Here is an 18,448-nt window from a genome sequence, read left to right as displayed (position 1 = left end):
AAATAGTTTAATAAAGTAAATCAACAACGAAAGATAACAGAACCTACTTAAAATAAATAATATCCTTCATCGTAAATTGTTTATCGGCAATCCCCAATCTTTGAGCTGGTGTAACCTTCACTTTATCCCATGAATTGTATGGCAAACAGAAGTTGTAGAAAGTACGAAGGATAGTTAAAGCGTATTGAGCATACTTCGGATTAAAATTTGCATAGATATAACTTTTTCCTTCGCCTCTCGCAGTAACCAACGGGCGCTCTAAAATAGATAATCTCCTCCGAATTTGTTGCATGAATGCGCTTGTTGCTTTGTCATTTACCTTAACCAACATGTTAGCCACATGTTCAATTTCATAAGATGATAAATCGGTAGTACAATCAACAAACCGCTTTCCTTGGTCAATTGAGGGAAGGGGATGTTCAATAGGCTTCTTAGCCCATTTTCGATACATATGAGTAGGGAATTGTTGTTCTTCGATATCATCAAATCTTTGCCCACCTTGTCCACGTTTTCGCACATTGTTCAGATTGTAAATCATTTTATCCGTATTAACCCACATCTTATCAAAATTTATCGATTCAAAAGCCTTTGCATCGTGTCGTTCAAGAAACTCCAAACATCTTCTATAAAGCCATTCTAATTTAGAGTAATAGGTCTTGGAACCAATCCCTAACATTTCACACGAGCGTTTAACAGGAGTTCTGTTTAAAAGTTGAGCAGCTAAATCAGGCAAGATATCATTTCGTTTTTGATGATAAGTTGTGGATTCTCTTCGGCTAGGCATGACATTAGTTATTTTCTTACACTTTTTACATTGCCACTTCTGCGAATTTCCACTACTTTTGCCCCGCCTATAAAATTCTCCCGAATGTTTAAATGGATTCAGATGTGATACTTCACAATATTCTTTATGGAATTCATATTCAACCTCAATATTTTCAACTTTATCTAATGCTGCAAGTCGAGCGATTTCTTCTGCAACAACCGACCAATTAGAGTAAGGGACACATGTACAATTCCAAGTTGTGCCTAAATTTTGAACCAGTAGGTTCAGGATTGCATTGTATAGCCTGAGTATTATGCTTCTCACTTCCGACAATTTTATATCGGCTAGGCTTTTATTTTAAATCCTCGAATCTCTTTTGGATTTCACCAAACCATTTGCAGAAGGGATTCGTACAACGATTAAATTGAATGATCTCCGAATGTAGATCTTGCAGCGAGTTCCCAAAAAGAGATTTTATGCTTTTGTACAAACCAAATACCAACTAAAACAGCACCTACAATCCCACCTTGAATCGATAAACCACCGTGCCAAATAGCTATTATTTCTTTCGGATGTTTGGAATAATACCCCCAATCAAACAAAAAAACCTGCCAAAACGAGAACCTAAAATTGCTTAAAATACAAGCCAAAACAAAAAGAAGACTGTAAGGGCGAATAGGAAAAGAACCAATACGCCGAGGACAAAGGCTTCAAACTAGCCTGATTGCCTTTCTAACCAAACTGCACATAAACGCAAAGAAAAACCTTCCAAGTCCACTCGGAAGGCTATTTGTAATAATTTCAAGCGTAATTACGGTGTTATGGCGTGTATTGTTAATTTTCTTAGAACTACCAAATTTTGTTTTAGTGTTTATCTTTGTTCCTAGCGTGTATAAGACTCGTGTGAGCTTGCAACATAGCTTTCTTGACGTACATACATGTCGTACTGTTCTAAAACCGTCTTCAGTTCCAACCATGCAGCGACAAGCTTCGCTGAGTGTTTCAGCCCAACGGCTCGATTAATGTCATTCTTCCATCGCTTGACAATGCTTTATGTACCCAAGTTCCGAAAAAGTGCCCAGAATTCCTTTTTAACCGCATATTTGCCTGTGTACCTTCGCTCCTTGATGATTCAGATCTATCTGAAGCACTCTATCCAGCTGATCTTTGGCTTGATTATATTGGCCTTTTCCGATTAAACCGAGCCCGCGCATGTACAAACAGTGGATTTCATTACGCCTCTTCATATCGTCCTCAAAAATGAGGAAATCAGGCAGGGAAACAGCAAAATAATCGATTTTCACATCATCAAATATGTGTTTCTCTGCATAATCGATAAGTTTGTTGAAGCGGCGCTGCGCCTCTTTGTCGTTATAAAGCTTTAGCCAAGCCATGCCTTGATAAAATATCATATCTGGCGGCTGATCGTTATAGAACATCGCACTGGCCGGTTCTTCCAAGCCTTGTGAAGCCACGGTAAAACACTCGCGCGCCTGATCCTTCTGATTCATACCTTCGTAAGCACACCCCAGATAATAGTAAATATGATTTTCTTGAACGCCAGTTAACTTTCCTTCTCCAAGGTTTACAGGATATACAAGCGCTTTTTGAAGCAAGACAATTGCTTGAGCAAAATCCTCTTCATACAGAGCTTTCTTGGCCAGTTCTACATGAGCAAAAACATATTGACCGGTAACCTTTCCTTCTCCACCTTCCCATGGATGAAAATTTCGGGTATTCAGCTTCTCGATGGCCTGCGTTTGATGACCAAGAGAATTCAGCAGCGTAACGTATTCCAAATAAAGATCGTCGCGTTTCTTCACAAGCGCGTAGTTTTTTTCCAATTTTGCGATGCGTTTCTCCGGAGAATAACTTAGTTTTTTATACAATTGATCCAACTCAAAGAAAACACGTGCATCCGCCTGATTACATTGAAACGCCTGTTCAAGTGAAGCAAGCGCCTTAGCTGAGTCATTGCTTTTATTGAAATACGCCAATGATAAGTTACGATGAACCGTTGCGAAATTGTTTTTTATGGAAGCCGATGTTTCCCAATGGGCTTTCGCATCCGCATGGCGTTTTTTGTCGTACATACAGTTACCAAGATAGTAGTGAGCTTTATCATCCTCTGGAAAAGCGGTAATTGCACTCTCCAAAACTTGAAGATCAAACAGATGATTCGGAAAGCAATAATCGGGTGGAGCTGCCTGCCCCGCTTGACGATGACTTGCGGCTTGCTCGAGCGAACCGGTTTGCTCATATAAGTAACCGAGAGTATAATGCAGCATCGGATATACATCCTCATTCTTGCCTGACAATATCCGCTCCAGTACAACAATAGCCTCTTCAAATAATCCGCATTCGGCATAGTCGGAGGATAGATTAATGTAGTTGTGAACATCATCTCTCATCAAGCGGCAAAGTTCATTGGCAACTTCCAGAGCTTGACCGCTTTCATTTTGAGCGATCAGAATTTGAACATATTCATTTTGAGCGCCAAAATCGGCAATATCCAGTTTCATTGTTTCCTCTGCAAAGGCCTTAGCTTCATCCAAACGCTCCAGCTTTCGAAGAAGTGCTGTTTTCAAATGCCTCGCTTTATAATTGCGCGCATTACGGATAAGCGAGCGCTCGACTAACTCCAGAGCCTCCGCAAAAGACTTATTCCAGCAAGCAATTTGCGCTAGTGAGAAATAGCCGGCATCCTGCCATGCAGCAGACCATACCGCCTTATAGAAAACGGAGAATGCTTCCTCTAACCGGCCTTGCAGCTTAAGCGTTACGCCTAATTGATAGTAAGCTTCGCTGTCGTAAGGATTCGGGTTGCGCCAAGTGAGCGATGCCACCGCTTTACGGAAAAGGGCCTCACTCTCCGCATATTTGCCGCGTCGCAGAAGAAGCGTGCCATAAGCGATATTCATGCGAATGTCATTGGGATCTCGCTTTAGCCCCTCCAAATAATATGATTCCGGCTCAAAGGTAGCATGTCGGTATTGCTCCAAATGTAAACCCGCCAAATACAATTGCTCATTCGTCTTCAATTCTTCCGGTGCGGGTAACGGCTTAGCAGCGTCGGGTATTTGCTCAATGCCGGATCTTTTCGGATTATAGGAAACAAGCAACCTGCCGCTCGCATCTTTGACAATGACGATCAAGTCATGCAACTGATCGGCTTCATCCAGAGTGATTTGTTTGGTGAAAGTGGAGTTTGGTGAAAGCTCGTGCACTTCTTGAAAATAGACGCGTCTTTTACTTTTAAACTCCACGATTGCTCCTTCAAATAAGGAGGTTGTGTAAGCTTGAACAACGGCCTGACGCGTCAATTCATTTACTTCCAAGTTAACAGCTGCATCAATGGTCGCGTTTTTGACAACACCGATATTCTTATAAGGCATGAAATATTGGGTAAATGATTTCTCCTCATAAGGCTGCAGCCAAGTAAAATCTGGTTGATTATCTGTATAAACTCCTGTCATTAACTCGATATAAGGCCCGTCTTCATCCGTCAGATTTCGATCCCATGCCTGCCCAAACTCTCCGTTTCCCCAGGTCCATTGTTTTTTACCCGGTGACACATGATGGTTAGCGACATGAAGCAGACCTGCGCCAACCCCGTGATCATAGCCGCCGACGAAATTATAATCTGACTTGTAAGCCATATAAGAAGTCGGTACAGGTATATTTTTGTAGCGTGAAATATCAACGCCTGCGGAATAATCCATTTTGTAATATGTTCCTGTTGCGATCGGGAAACGCGATACGTCCCTCTTACCATGGTCGAAGACAGCCGTTACATCCGGAGGAAATACCGATTGTGTATGATCATTTACCGCTACGGCAGGATTGGCCCACCAGAGGAAAGTTTGGGGCTCCGGAGTGCGGTTGTATAATTGCGCTTGAATCTCTAAATAGGCTTTCCCTGCATACAAGGTGAAGCCTGTGGTCACCTTGGTTCCATACATACGATCAATTTCACTCACCCAAACGGTTGCGTTGCCATCTTTGTTTTCGGCAAAACGATACTCCACCGGGCCAAATGTATTCGGACGATGATGCTGAGGCCAATTAAATTCAATTCCGCCGGAAATCCATGGACCTGCCAATCCGACCAAAGCAGGTTTAATTACGCGATTATAGTAAACGAAATCATATTGATTCGTTTTATCGAGCGCCCGGTATATCCTGCCGCCAATTTCAGGCATGATCTCAATTCGGACAAACGCATTCTCCAAAATAACCATCTTATAATCTTTAGGTTTTTTCGCGTCTTCGATACGCTCGATAACTGGGTGCGGATATACGCGTCCCGAACTGCCTTGGTAAACACGTTTTTCTAAAAACATCGGATTTTTATCCGGTTCTCCGATGCCGTAAGTTGGAATTGAAACGGTTTCTTCCCATACGCGAACTTGCTGATTCGTGTGACTCAATGCGCTCACTCCCTTGACTTGATATCATTAACTCCATTTCTCTAGGCTTCCTTGCCCCAATTTGAGATCCAGATGCCATTCATGCGATTTGGATGATGCAATAACAACCGACGTTCCGTTACTTTGTGCCATTTCAAGCGAATCATAGTATCCGATTCCGGGCTCAAGGGCGCAGGTCACCCGATCGTTATATATCCCTTCGTCAATCCAAATACCAAGATAAGGCACCTTTTCCACAGGTACCGAAACAATCAAATAGTTGCCGCTTTCCTGGCCGTATAAGCCAGACCATCCGGCAGGAACGACACTCGGATAATAGAACTTTTTCCCGTCCTCTCTAAGTTCCGGCTGAATATTCAAGTAGGAGGAAACATCATATTGTTCCCCAGTCTGCAGCTTCTCGCCGCCATAGACGCATAGCATACTGCGCATGGAATCAGGCAGTAAAATCTGCGTCGGCTCCGAAATCGAAAATTGCGGATGAGCGGTCCATAGAAAGGGAAGCTGATCTTGACCCAAATTATCGGCCCTGTACGCCAGTCTGACATGACCCGTCTCCAGAAAAGAAATGGTTCGGGTTAGACGATAGGGAAGCCCTATCCCTCTGACAGAACAAACAATGGACTGATCCTGCATTTCACAGTTCCACGGCAATGACCACACTTCTCCATGGTCGGGCAATTGAACAGGATTATTCTCTTTTGCATGAACGGTACAGGGATTAATCGTCGGAAAACATTCATCCCATCCGCTCATATCCCAATCCGTAAAAATCGATCCATAAATAGGTTGTACAAACGGCCGGCTTCCGGAATCAAGCAGCCATTCTTTGCCACTTGGCTTATAGTAAAGAGAAACGATCTTACCCCCGATATCCGGTACAATCTCGACTCTCAACCTATCATTTTCAATCACGATAGATTTGCGTTCTTTGTAGATCGCGGGATATACTTTCACTACCTCATGGCTTAGCATGGAATAATTCCCTTCTTTGCGGTGTCACCGACCTGCTATCATTAAAGTCGTTTGAGCCGGATCAATTTACTGTCGAAATCACCTGTTAGATTTAGGGTCACGCCGACGTTCATCAAGTTTCTGCCCTTGAATCGTATGGGTTGATTCTCGAGGTCATCCACCTGATAATCTGCATCCTGATCTAACCCTTGAAGACATAATCTCGGAAGTTCGTTGGCAAACCGTTGTGCGTGCAAAAAAATAAATACAATGGCTTCACGGCCATCTTCACTTAAATATTGGAATGCGGCAAATTGGGATTCACGAAGTGTTTGCAATCGGAATAAATGCCCTGTCGCGATAACCGGCCTGATTTCCTTATATAATTGAATAAAGAATGATGCCTCTTCGAACTCCTCATCCGACCAAATCTTTAGGTTAGCTCCTATTCCTAATCCGCCCATCATCGCACTGTGAAACCGGAAGGATAAGGGCAACTTCCTTCCATTTAAACTGTGAGGTGAATCAGTGACCCAACACATCATGATTTGAGGACTGTATACGTACGAAAAGCCCTCCTGTATGCTCAGCCGATCGAAGGCGTCGGTATTGTCGCTTGGCCAGACCTGATCCGCATACCTCAGCATGCCCAAGTCGATTCGTGATCCACCGCCGGCGCACGCTTCGAACTCAACGTCTGGAAACCTTTTTCTTAATTCAGCCCATATCGCATATAAACTTTGCACATGCCTAATCCAAATGGCGTTATGAGGTTTTAGGAAATCGTCACCTGTCCCTGGTTCTGTAATGGAACGATTCATGTCCCATTTAATAAACGAAATCTTATAAGTACTCAACAAATTTGTCATGAAGTCCAATATAAATTGTTTCACTTCCGGCTTACCCAAATTCAACATAAATTCATTCCTTAGCTGGGTGCCCTCACGTGTATGGAATTGATAAATCCAATCCGGGTGCTCCCTAAAAAGGTCGCTATCGGGATTCACGGCTTCTGGCTCTACCCATATGCCAAAATCCATCCCTAAGCTCGAAACTTCATCAATCAGTTCCTTCAGGCCGTTTGGAAATTTTTCAGGGTTTACATACCAGTCCCCAAGTCCCGACTTATCGCTATTTCTGCTGCCAAACCACCCATCATCCACAACAAACAGCTCTACTCCAAGTTTGGCAGCGGCTTTTGCCAGCTCCTTTTGCCCACTGGCATTCACATCAAAATAGGTTGCTTCCCATGAATTATATAAAACCCTCCGATGACCACGGGACGGAAGTATAAATTCCCTTTGATAACTATGTAGAATTCGGCTCATCTCACCAAAACCATGCGAGGTGTAACCTCCTGTAAAAGTAGGGGAAGTTAACGTTTCCCCGCATTGCAGCAACACTGAACAATCAAAATCGTTCATTCCCCCAACAACTCTTAGATGATTAAAACTTGTCTTCTCGGCAACGATTTTCCAGTTCCCACTCCAACCCAACATGCCGAACCAAACCTTGCCAGAAACTTCATCCGTTTTTCCATTATCGATCGCAAACCAGGGGTTCGCGTGCGGTCCTGTGAAGCCTCTTCTCGATTCAAGGGTTTTCTTTCCCTCCGTCAATCTCGCTTCCCTCAATTGGAACTCCCCGGCCCATCTTCCTGTAACGTGTGTTAGACGATAATCGGAGAGAACAGGCAGTGACCATGCAGCGGACATCATTTGCTCGATAACAATATCATCCTTACTTTGATTCAGTACCTCTGCATATCGCTCAACTAAATTATGATCAGCAATAACTCTATAATAAATTTTCACCCATAAATCATAGTGAACATCTTTGAGAGTAATAACCAATGTCTCTGTGGAACGGTTTGGCATTTTCTCCAATGAAACATCCTGTTCTTCCCTTTGAATAGCAAAACCGAAGTATTTCATTTTTAAATCCCTAACGCCGTCATGAAACCGAACTTTCAAACAAGGTTCGACATAGCTGCATCCGCCTGCAAAGCTATATTCCTCCTTTTCCCTTTCAACTTCAGCATCAAATGAGCTGTGATGGCAACTTTTCAGAAGAAACGCACATTCCCTCGCATCGACAGTTTCTCCCCAATAGACCTGCTGCATGATCCCCTTTTCATTGATGCCGAAGAGATAGGAGGTGCTTCTCATTTGAATTTCGAACAATTGTAAATCTTCGTGAAATGTTATCGGCAAGGCAGACACCTCATCTGTTTATTTTTTAGTTCATCATTTTACTTACCCTTTGATTGCGCCAGCGGTAATTCCTTTCACGATAAATTTCTGCATCAACAGAAAGAAGGCAATGATTGGGATCATCCCCATCACGGCGTAGGCAAAAGCCAAATTCAGGTCACTGCTATACTGACCGAAAAAATAATACTGCTGTAAAGGGATCGTACGAAATTTATCTTTTTGGAGAAAAAGCAATGGAAGCAGGAAATCGTTCCATATATAAAGGGTATTTAATACCATCACTGTGGCCGTTACCGGCTTTAATAGGGGAAAAATTATTCGAAAAAATAGTCCAGGAACAGAACAACCGTCTATTTTTGCCGCTTCTTCAAGCTCTCTCGAAATCGCTTTAATAAAACCAGTATAAAAGAAAACGCCCGTTTGTACGCCAGCGCCGCCATAAATCAGAATGATCCCCCAGTGCGTATTAATCAGATTCAAAATTTTCCCCAGTTTGTAAAGCGGAAGCATAGTAACCTGAAAAGGAACCATGATTCCCGCTAAAAATAAGAGAAAAATCAATTGATAGAATAAACTTGATCTACGTGCGATCGAATATCCGGCGAGAGACGATACGGCAATGATGAGAAGGACAGAACCTGAGGTGATGATTAGACTATTCAGGAATGCCTTAGGGTAATGAGAAGTATTCCATGCGTGAATATAATTTCCAAGGTGCAATCCCGCAGGAATGGAATAAAAGGACAGGAAAGTTTCCTGGCTCGTCTTCAGTGACATTAATAAAGCTACATATAAAGGAAAAAGTACAACCAGCGACAGAATCAAAATAATTGTAAATACAATAGCATGGGCCCGTTTCACTATAATTCCACTTCCTTTTTTCTAAAAATCTGAAGTTGAATCATCGTAACCAGAACCAGCAGTATGAAAAAAATCATGGATAAAGCCATACCGTATCCACCCTTATGAGAGGCAAAGGAAACCCGGTAAATATAGGTCGATAGTACGTCAGTGGAAAATCCGGGGCCACCGTTGGTTGTCACATATACTAAATCGAACACCTTTAGTGCCCCTGTTAACACCAGTACCATATTGATTGTGATAGAAGGTGCGATTAGCGGCAGGGTCACATGCCAGAATGTATGTAAGATCCCTGCGCCATCTATTTCAGCGCTTTCAACTAATTCACTTGGGATATTTTGTAATCCGGCAATATAAATAATCATTGGTGTGCCAATGCCTTGCCAAACTGCAATTACAATAATTCCCCAAAGTGCATAGTTTGGGTTCCCTAACGGACTCGTTACACTTTCAACTCCAAACAGTTTAAATAAATTAGGTACACCTTTGCTGTAGTTATAACTCCAAACAAATCCGGATAAAACGATGGATATAACGCTCGGCAAAAAGAAAATCGTTCTAAAAATGTTTCTGAACTTAAGGAATGAATCCAGAACAAGCGCGAGCAATAAAGATATGAGATTGACCAGAACGGTCAAAATAATTGCATATTTGAACGTATTCGTTAGTGCTCTCCAGAAATCACTATCCATAATGGCATGAACATAATTGTCCCAGCCAATATAATGAAGCGTTTGGGAGACACCATCCCAATTGGTAAAGGAATATTTGACCCCCATTGCAAGTGGTATAACAACGGCAAATAGAAATAAACACAATCCCGGAATCACAAACAAAATGTACCAAGACTCAGCTCGCCAAGCGCGTTTCAAAGCTTTCATGATCCTGTCCTTTCTTGACGATATCAGCAGCAAGTAAAATTGAAGAGTCTGTCAGACGAAGGAAATTATTGAACGTCTAACAGACTCCTATACCATCACATCAAAGTTACTTAAGTTTATTTATGATTCTTTTGTACCCAATCGTCCATATCTTTAATAATTTCATCCGCTGTCATCTTATTAAAAAAATATTTTTGCAAGTCTTGACTGAATTGGCCGCCCCAATCAATGGTCGTTTTTGCCAAATAAGCCTGAGAATTATAGATATTACCTGCCTCGATATAAGGCTTTAATTCATCGACCGCCGGAGCAATATTGGTGCTTGAGCCTTTGACATAGCTGAGCGATTTAACATTATTGACCCATGCGTCTCCGCCTGCTTTGCTTCCCATGAAGGCCAGGAATTTCAAAGCCGCCTCTTTATGTTCGGTTTTGCTGCTAACAGCCAAAGAAGCATCCGGGTTAAATTCCAGTTTGTTTTTGCTTGCATCGTTGCTAAACGGATAAGGGAAATAGCCTACGTCATTTTTATATAAGTCAGGATTCTTTTTCTCAATGTCCTGAAGCGGCCAAGTCCCCATGTACATCATCGCCGCGTCACCCTTGGCAAACAAATCGACTGCGCCGTTATAATCTACGCCAAGCTGATCTTTGTTTCCATATTCAAAATATTGTTTGGCATGATCGATAGTAACTTTTACCGCAGGGTTATCCGCGAATTTAGCCTGACCCTTCTCGATTTTTTCGAAAAAATCAGGTTGATTGGCGATAAGCGCCGTATTGCTAGGAAGATCGCGAGTATCCCACATGGCAAGCGGCCACCCGTCTTTCCAGCCAAGGGCAAACGGCGTTTTACCCGAATCCTTGATTTTTTTTGCTGCAGCCATAAGAGCATCCCAGGTTTTTGGAATCTCTAGTCCCAGCTCTTTGAAGATTTTCTTGTTATAAAACACAGCAATGGGGCCACTATTTAGCGGCATGATGTAATTTTTCCCATCAGTTGCTTGATCTTTAAGGACGGAAGGTTCAAAGTTTTTCATAAACGGCTGGTCTGTCAGATCTAGCAAGTATCCCCCATCCACAATCGATTTGGTATTGCTGCCTGAATTCAGAGAAAATACATCGATTACATCCCCGCTAGCTACTTTTGTTTTTAACAGCGTATAGTAATCATCATACTTCACCGGCTGCACTTCAACCTTAATGTTCGGATTTTCTTTCTCGAATTGGTCGACAATTTTCTGAACGCCATCGGTGACGTCGCTCTTGAAGTGCATGAAAGAGATCGTGACCGGCTTTTCATTTTTATCGGTTTTGTTTGTACTTGCTGCGGTCGCCGCAGCGCTCGCAACTGGAGCGGATCCGGAAGAATTCTTGGTTTCCGTATTTCCGCACCCCGCTAATAAGCTCGTAAAAAGGAGGGTACATAATGTAATGCTGATTCGTTTTTCCATGTCATTTCCCCTTTTCTTAAATCATGTATAGATGAACGTATCGTTCTTCTGTTTCTGATTGTAGCGAAATGCTCTTGATGCAGTAATACAAAATCTTGTGAAGCAGATGTTCATTATTTTGTAATTCCTATACGCTTCTCAGGCGATTCCCGGTATTCCGTAGGCGTTTGACCTGTGAATTTCTTAAACACCTGACTAAAATACCTTTGGTTTTCATAGCCGATCAATTCAGCAATTTCATTTACCTTCCGTTCGGATGAACTGAGCAGTTCACATGCTTTTTCCATACGAAGTCTGGTCAAATATTCGATAAAGTTCTCATTGGTGAATGCCTTGAACAACTTACTAAAGTAGCTGGGATCAAGGTGAAACCTCATTGCCACATCGACCAAGCTTAGTTCTTCAAAATAATGCTTACTTAGAAAATCGGTGATCTCCTGCACCGGAAACGAGGAATCTTGGTCGCCCAAATGCAAGAAAGCTTCTGAAATCAGCGCGCTCATCTTTTGAATACATAGCGTTAATCCTTCGAGATCCAGTACATACTGGAGGACTTGATAATCAGAAATGGCCTGATTGGAATATGGAATTTCCTTCACACCGCTGGCTATGGTTTCCGACAATTGTTTATACTCAAGATGAACCTCTTGGATACGAATATCCTTGCTTAGGGCAATTTTTCGCAAAAAATGCTCAAGCATGCTTTGAATTACCTTCTCATTTTTGTTAACGAATGCCTGCTTCATCGTCTTCAAATCAAAGATAGTCAGGATCTCTGCATGGGAGGGTGCCGCTATTGAATCAGTAGCAGAAACGAACAAGCCGGATATATGAAATTTATTATTCCACAGTGCTGCAAGCGCTTCATCATATGCGGCAGGCAATGTTTCTAACCTTTCATACTCACGACTGATTCCCGCAACAATGTTCACATTCAGCATATCGAGCACCGCATGTTGAAACTCGGCTAAAATCTGCCCGATTCCAGCGGCCTCACAGTAAGCCGAAGGCATAATTACACACAGTTTCATCCTGTCGTCAGCCGTAAACATTAACGGGACATCGCTTTTTAGAACGTCAGATAAAATATTTTCCAGACTAAACATTAGCAAATCGGCGTTGCCGTGAAATTTACTTGCTGCCACCTCATTAAATTGTCGAAATGCCAACATGACCATACGGTATTGTTCAAAAGTATGGACGATTTTAAAAGCTTGCATTTGCATCGCCATATCAGACTGATTCAAAATTCGCTTATGGGAAACATGCTGCAGAAAGACCTCCCGCTTTAATTTCCAAACCGAGTTCGCATGATACTGCTGATGAAGAACATCCACATCTTTTTGTAGAGTCTCTATAGCTTTCTTGATGGCGTTCTTCAAATCCGGAATAGATACGGGCTTAAGCACATAATCGCAAACCTGGTATTTTAAGGCTGCTTTTAAATATTCAAATTCCGAATACCCGCTGATAACAATGACCTTGATTTCCTTATGCAGCATAAAGAGATTTTCCAAAAATTGTTTGCCATCCATAACCGGCATATTCATATCGGTCACGACAATATGAGGCCTGCTAAACTGTATCAGCTGCAGCGCTTCTTCCCCATGTTTGGCTTCTGCGACAACTTCAACATTTGCGGAAAGCTCGTCAATTAATTTGCAAATCGCTTTTCTTCCCCACTGTTCGTCATCGACAACCATCACTTTATACATGATTATTTCCTTTCTTTGCATATGGAATGGTGACATAGACACTCGTACCTTGACCAAAGATGCTTTCAACATGGATCCCATACATCGGCCCATATACCATCTGCAGTCGCTCATGTACATTTTTCAAGCCAATCGAAACGCCTGAATAAACAGACAATGACTTTTGATCTAATGCATCTTGCATTTCTGCGAGCACACTTGCATCAATGCCAGGGCCGTCGTCTTTAATCAAAATTACAATGTTATTGTTGTCCCTGATCGCAGATATGTGAATATGAAGCTCTCTTTTAACTGTTTTCCCTAAAGAATGGATAATAGCGTTTTCAATAATGGGTTGCAGGACAAAACGTATCATAGGATAACCCCTAAACTCTTCCGCCACATCAATCTCTGTTTGCAAAAACTCTTCAAATCGGAACTTTTGGATATACAAATAATTATTAATATGAAGCATTTCCATGCCTAAGGTCGATTCCTTATTCCCTTCATAGAAGCTGTATCGAAACATATCTCCTAGCGCGCTGCACATTTCGTGAATTTCATATTCTCCGTTCAGAACCGCTTTTCCGCCAATGGTCTGCAGCGTGTTATACAGAAAATGAGGATTGATCTGGGTTTGAAGAGCAATGATTTGTGCTTCTTTATTGCGTAATTCCATTTCATATTCCGATTCGATCAAATCGCTAATTTTTCGGGTCATGAAATTAAAATTTCTTGATAACTGCGAAATATCATCGCTCCAATCATTTACTTTTAACGTAACGGCAAAATTTCCATTCCGCAAGGCGCTCATAGCCCTGCCTAACAATTGAATCGGTTTGGTAATATAGTTCTGAAACATTAAGGAGAATAAATAGATAATCAAGATCACTACAAATAGAATTAACAAAGTAAGGTTAAAAATATATTTACGGTTTTTATTCAATTCTGTACTGGGGTAAACAATATTCAGCTTCATGTTACCGTGATCCAGATAGGATGTACCGATCAATAATTCACGCCGGTCATTAAATTTCAACTCACGTTTAACTTTGCTGATTGGTGAGGCGGGAATGGAAAAACCGGTTATATCTTGATCATACTTCGAATTAGTTTGATAAAACGTGTCCCCTCGCGAGTTTTGCAAGACAATCACATTCGGGGCTCGGTTATACTTCTCGACCATCTTCTGAACATCTTTATTTTGTATGATAAAAAGAATGGTGCCGATTTTATACTTGTAATAAGGGTCGTAAACGGTAATCGCATAAACAAAAAAGGACTGGTCTAAGGCAGAATCTTTGTAAGTCGTCATAAAAGTATGTTGAAACGGCAAATTCAACAGATCTTCCGAATGCGGGATTTCTTTTACCGGTTGAATTGAATCATAAATACTTGCTTTGGACCAGCTATCTTCGAGTGTATTCTTTTTCCCGTACAGCATGATTTTAATAATGTCTTCATTCTGGCTCTGCAGCAGCCTGAAGTAATTGCTTAAGGAGTCTCTAACGTTGATGATGTCGGCGTTGTTATAATCGTTGCCGTTTTCCATAAGATTCAAAATATTTTTAAAACCGTATAACTGAAGGGCCGAATACGAAAAATTACTGAAATACTTATCCAGATATTCGCTCAAATAATCTGCGTTCTGATCTGCGTTGCGATACATCGTAGTCTCCAATAATTCTGTACTGGTTTTATAATATAACATGGCTAACAAAAGTAACGGAATCATTGAAATAACTACACTGATCCAGACAATTTTCGTTTTGATGCTTCGATTCAAGAATAGTTTAATCATGCTGCTAGCCCCCTATAATTCTTCTCTTATTCTAACTTAGGGAATCTGAAACACAATCCAACAATTTGTATTTTTGATGTTCATTATATTGTTTCACAAAAATTTGAACATAGAAAGCACAAAATCTTTTATTTATTCCCCCCCTTCTATTATCTAAAATAAATACACGGCCAACGGATTGATGAGCCGTAATACAAATAGAGAGGTGCGTTGAGAGTACAATGGGAATACGTTGGTTATCCGGTGTATTGATTTTATGTCAAACCTTTGCTTCGTTCGTTGTCTTCCCGGTGGAATCAAAAGCAAGCGAAAACGTATCCATCACGAAATCGCATCAATTGGTCAAAGCCACAAACGGTCAGTACACAATCTCCTACGATTTGCAGACAGGGATTGGAGATATTGCATTTAGCGGGAGTACAATGGTTACTCATTTCCATTCCGACTTTAAGGCCGTTGGCCGTGATCAACGTTACGCTTCGACAGATAATGCGAAAAGAAAAGCAACATGGAAAAAGATCGAGCAAGATAAGTACGGTTCTAACGGACAATTGCTGACAATATCCAATGAACTGGATGAAGGGCCGACAATCATCCAAAACTTTTATCTGTATCCCGATAATTCCTACCTTATGACGGATATAGATGTACAAAGCGAAAATCCGCTAGCGGTTGAAATTATGGAACCCATTTCCGCTTCAAGGCTGGATATAGGCGAGGGATCGGATAAACGGATATATACTACGCCTTATTCTAACAATTTTGACTTTGGCGTTGCACCTGTTAATAATTTCGGTAACAGCCAAAATGAGACGGATCGTGTTTATGGTGCAGCAGAACCCTGGGGACCTTTTAACGGAATTAGCCATTGGGTGACCTCCGTGTTTGACCAAGGGAATAATCGTGGGATAGTAGCAGGCGCAGCCACCACTAAGAATTGGAAAAGCAGTCAAAAACTCATTCAAGCTCCAGCTCCTAATGCGCCCCTCGATGGTTTCTCATTGTATAACTGGGGGGGGTCTCAGAGCGGTAAGGATATCATTTCCGATAAATTCTTTTTGGGATATTTTAATGATTATCGAACCGGTCTAGAGACATTTGCACAAGTTTATGAAAAAGGCGAGCCCCGATTGAAATGGGAAGGAAATGTTCCCGTCGGATATAACACTTGGTATTCCCACTATTATGATTATTTGACCGCTGACGCGATGTACCCGCTCGTTGATTATGTAGCGGAGCATTTGAAGCAGACGGGGTACCAATATTTCAATCTTGATGCGGGATGGGAGAAAGCCGATGGCGATTGGACGGCGGATCCTAAAAAATGGCCTGTACGCGTTCCCGGTGAAGACCCTATGAAAAGCTTCGCAAACTACATACACTCCAAAGGGCTGAAGGCGGGCATTTATTTCAATCCGTTTAGCGTCCAGGAAAGTTACCTGGATAATCTAATTCCAAACACTACGTATAAGTTCCGGGATACTGTCCTAAAAGATGCATCGGGAAGCTTGATCAAAACCTATATCGGTACTTACGCGTTAGACCCGACTCATCCGGGTACTCAGACTTATATACGTGATACCATACAACGCTACGTCGACTGGGGTTACGATTACGTAAAAATCGATTTCCTTGATGTGGGTATGCAGGAAGGAGCCCATTATGACGCATCCCAAAATGGTATGCAAGCCTACAGAACAAGTTTGGGAATTATCCGGGACACGATTCTTGCGGCAGGTCGGCCTATCTTTATAGATGAATCTATAGCTCCTTTGTTACCGGGCGGCTTTGCCCATGGCCGCAGATCGGGCTGTGATACCACAATAGGCATCCAAAACTATTCGGGCTTTGAAAGGCAATCTTTCAATACGCAGGCTTCTTGGTTCTCCAACGGAACGATATATTCGTATAACGATCCGGACATGATCATGCCTGAAAATTTTGCAAACGGATTTTGGTATAAATACAGCCAAGCGGACGGTAAACTTCTTGCAACTACGGTTGCAATGGGTGGTGGTAGCTGGCTTGCTGGGGATAATGTACCTTTTTTGACAGAGGAACGATATGGAATTTTGCGTAACAGCGGTTTGCTGGATCTTGTCAAAAAGGGAAAAGCAGCAAAACCTGTGAAGATGTCCAACTTCTATCACTTAGAGGAGCATGCCCCATCTGTTACCTTTCTCGACGATGGAGAAGGTACTCGTTATGTTGGACTGAATAATTGGAACGATGCACCGGCCGAAATTTCGTTTTCCTTTAACGACCTGGGGCTCCAGGAGGGCAAAAACTACACCGTCGAAGATGTTTTTGATGGTACAAGACTTGGGACGTTTAAGGATAAGTTAACGAAGCATTTTGACGGAAAAGATTCAACGATCCTAAAAATAAGCAGTGAATCCGGAGTAACCCCAACTACGCTCTCTAAAAATCTCGCGCTGGGGCAAACAGTTACCGTGTCTACTTACGGAGACACTTACGGCTCGGCTGTTGTCGACGGAAATTTGCATACCAGCTGGAGTCCCAATACTCTGAACAATCAATGGATAGAAATAAATTTTGCAACCGATACTCCTTTAAACCAAGTCGTCATTAAAGAGCTTAGAAAGAATACAACCTTCGGAATTGCGAATTATTCCTTACAATATTGGGACGGCTCAGCTTATGTCAATTTGACGAAAGGTTATACGGTGGGTGATTTGAAGACGATCGACTTCCCTGACATCACTACATCAAAGCTTCGTCTATCCATTCTTTCCGCGAATCGTTTGCCGGCTATCGGGGAAATAGAGGCGTATCATAACAATACTACAAATACTGAACGGCTTCGCATTAATCAGGATAACAGTACTGCTCCATTTAGCCAATACAGCGATATCCGTTCTAATGTGCAGCGAATGCAGGTATTTGACATTATGAAATCGGATATTCCCAAAATGGACATTTATCTGTATGAGAGCTATGTCAATCAAGTTCCAAAAGATAATCTGTACATTGACATCGTGCAATTAAACGATCAATATATTCCAGTAAAAACACTATTTAGTGCATCTTTGCCGCCTTATAATATTCCGGGGAATTTGACGCCGTATTCCATCTATCCCCGTTTAAGCAATCTGGATACGAATACGCATTATGCCTTCATCCTGCGTTCACCAAATTCTGTTAATGACGGTTCAACCAACAACAAATATGGGTTTGGCTATAATGATAGCGATCCATATTCGAAGGGCTTTGAACGGCTATCTACGGACGGCGGTCTTACATGGGTGACGGAAAGCGGCGGGAAACGAGACCTTATGTTCAATATTTATCAATAAAAATATAAATAACCAAGCGACCTGATCCCGGTTAGTACCGATGTAAGGTCGCTTCTTTAAATCTTTGCCGAAAAACT

The 18,448-nt window shown here is 41.9% G+C and carries 11 protein-coding genes; 1 reads left to right on the top strand and 10 read right to left on the bottom strand.

Annotated elements, in window-relative coordinates:
- Positions 1–43: 43 nt before the first annotated feature.
- From BLT91_RS14015 to BLT91_RS13970, 10 genes are all read right to left on the bottom strand, one after another.
- On the bottom strand, positions 44–1,090 hold the full coding sequence (locus BLT91_RS14015) for a hypothetical protein (protein WP_254776946.1): 1,047 nt from the start codon (positions 1,088–1,090) through the stop codon (positions 44–46).
- Positions 1,091–1,185: 95 nt separating this feature from the next.
- Positions 1,186–1,368, bottom strand: a complete 183-nt coding sequence (locus BLT91_RS14010; protein ID WP_254776945.1) for a prolipoprotein diacylglyceryl transferase family protein — start codon at positions 1,366–1,368, stop codon at positions 1,186–1,188.
- A gap of 489 nt (positions 1,369–1,857) precedes the next feature.
- Positions 1,858–5,196 carry a DUF5107 domain-containing protein gene (locus BLT91_RS14005; RefSeq protein ID WP_254776944.1) on the bottom strand — a complete coding sequence of 1,113 codons (3,339 nt, stop codon included), beginning with the start codon at positions 5,194–5,196 and terminating at the stop codon, positions 1,858–1,860.
- A gap of 27 nt (positions 5,197–5,223) precedes the next feature.
- Positions 5,224–6,171, bottom strand: coding sequence for an aldose epimerase family protein (locus BLT91_RS14000; protein WP_090821867.1), 948 nt, complete (start codon positions 6,169–6,171; stop codon positions 5,224–5,226).
- 41 nt (positions 6,172–6,212) lie between these two features.
- Positions 6,213–8,372 carry an alpha-galactosidase gene (locus BLT91_RS13995; protein ID WP_368086803.1) on the bottom strand — a complete coding sequence of 720 codons (2,160 nt, stop codon included), beginning with the start codon at positions 8,370–8,372 and terminating at the stop codon, positions 6,213–6,215.
- Positions 8,373–8,405: 33 nt separating this feature from the next.
- Positions 8,406–9,224: a carbohydrate ABC transporter permease gene (locus BLT91_RS13990; protein ID WP_254776943.1), complete on the bottom strand. Its 819-nt coding sequence runs from the start codon at positions 9,222–9,224 to the stop codon at positions 8,406–8,408.
- Positions 9,224–10,105, bottom strand: coding sequence for a carbohydrate ABC transporter permease (locus BLT91_RS13985; protein ID WP_090821865.1), 882 nt, complete (start codon positions 10,103–10,105; stop codon positions 9,224–9,226). Before BLT91_RS13985 ends, BLT91_RS13990 begins: the two co-directional genes overlap by 1 nt.
- Positions 10,106–10,221: 116 nt before the next feature.
- Positions 10,222–11,559, bottom strand: a complete 1,338-nt coding sequence (locus BLT91_RS13980; protein WP_090821863.1) for an ABC transporter substrate-binding protein — start codon at positions 11,557–11,559, stop codon at positions 10,222–10,224.
- Positions 11,560–11,672: 113 nt separating this feature from the next.
- The gene (locus BLT91_RS13975) at positions 11,673–13,274 is read right to left on the bottom strand and encodes a response regulator (protein WP_175532298.1); all 1,602 of its coding nucleotides are present in this window, start codon (positions 13,272–13,274) and stop codon (positions 11,673–11,675) included.
- The gene (locus BLT91_RS13970) at positions 13,267–15,054 is read right to left on the bottom strand and encodes a sensor histidine kinase (RefSeq protein WP_090821859.1); all 1,788 of its coding nucleotides are present in this window, start codon (positions 15,052–15,054) and stop codon (positions 13,267–13,269) included. The genes BLT91_RS13975 and BLT91_RS13970 overlap by 8 nt, the downstream gene beginning before the upstream one ends.
- 221 nt (positions 15,055–15,275) lie before the next feature.
- On the opposite strand from BLT91_RS13970, the gene BLT91_RS13965 reads away from it, so the two are divergent.
- Complete coding sequence (locus tag BLT91_RS13965) at positions 15,276–18,371, top strand: discoidin domain-containing protein (protein WP_090821856.1); 3,096 nt, start codon at positions 15,276–15,278, stop codon at positions 18,369–18,371.
- Positions 18,372–18,448 lie beyond the last annotated feature (77 nt).

It is taken from the genome of Paenibacillus sp. yr247 (assembly GCF_900103825.1).
Lineage (GTDB): Bacteria > Bacillota > Bacilli > Paenibacillales > NBRC-103111 > Paenibacillus_E.
This window is presented reverse-complemented; position numbering and strand designations above follow the sequence as displayed.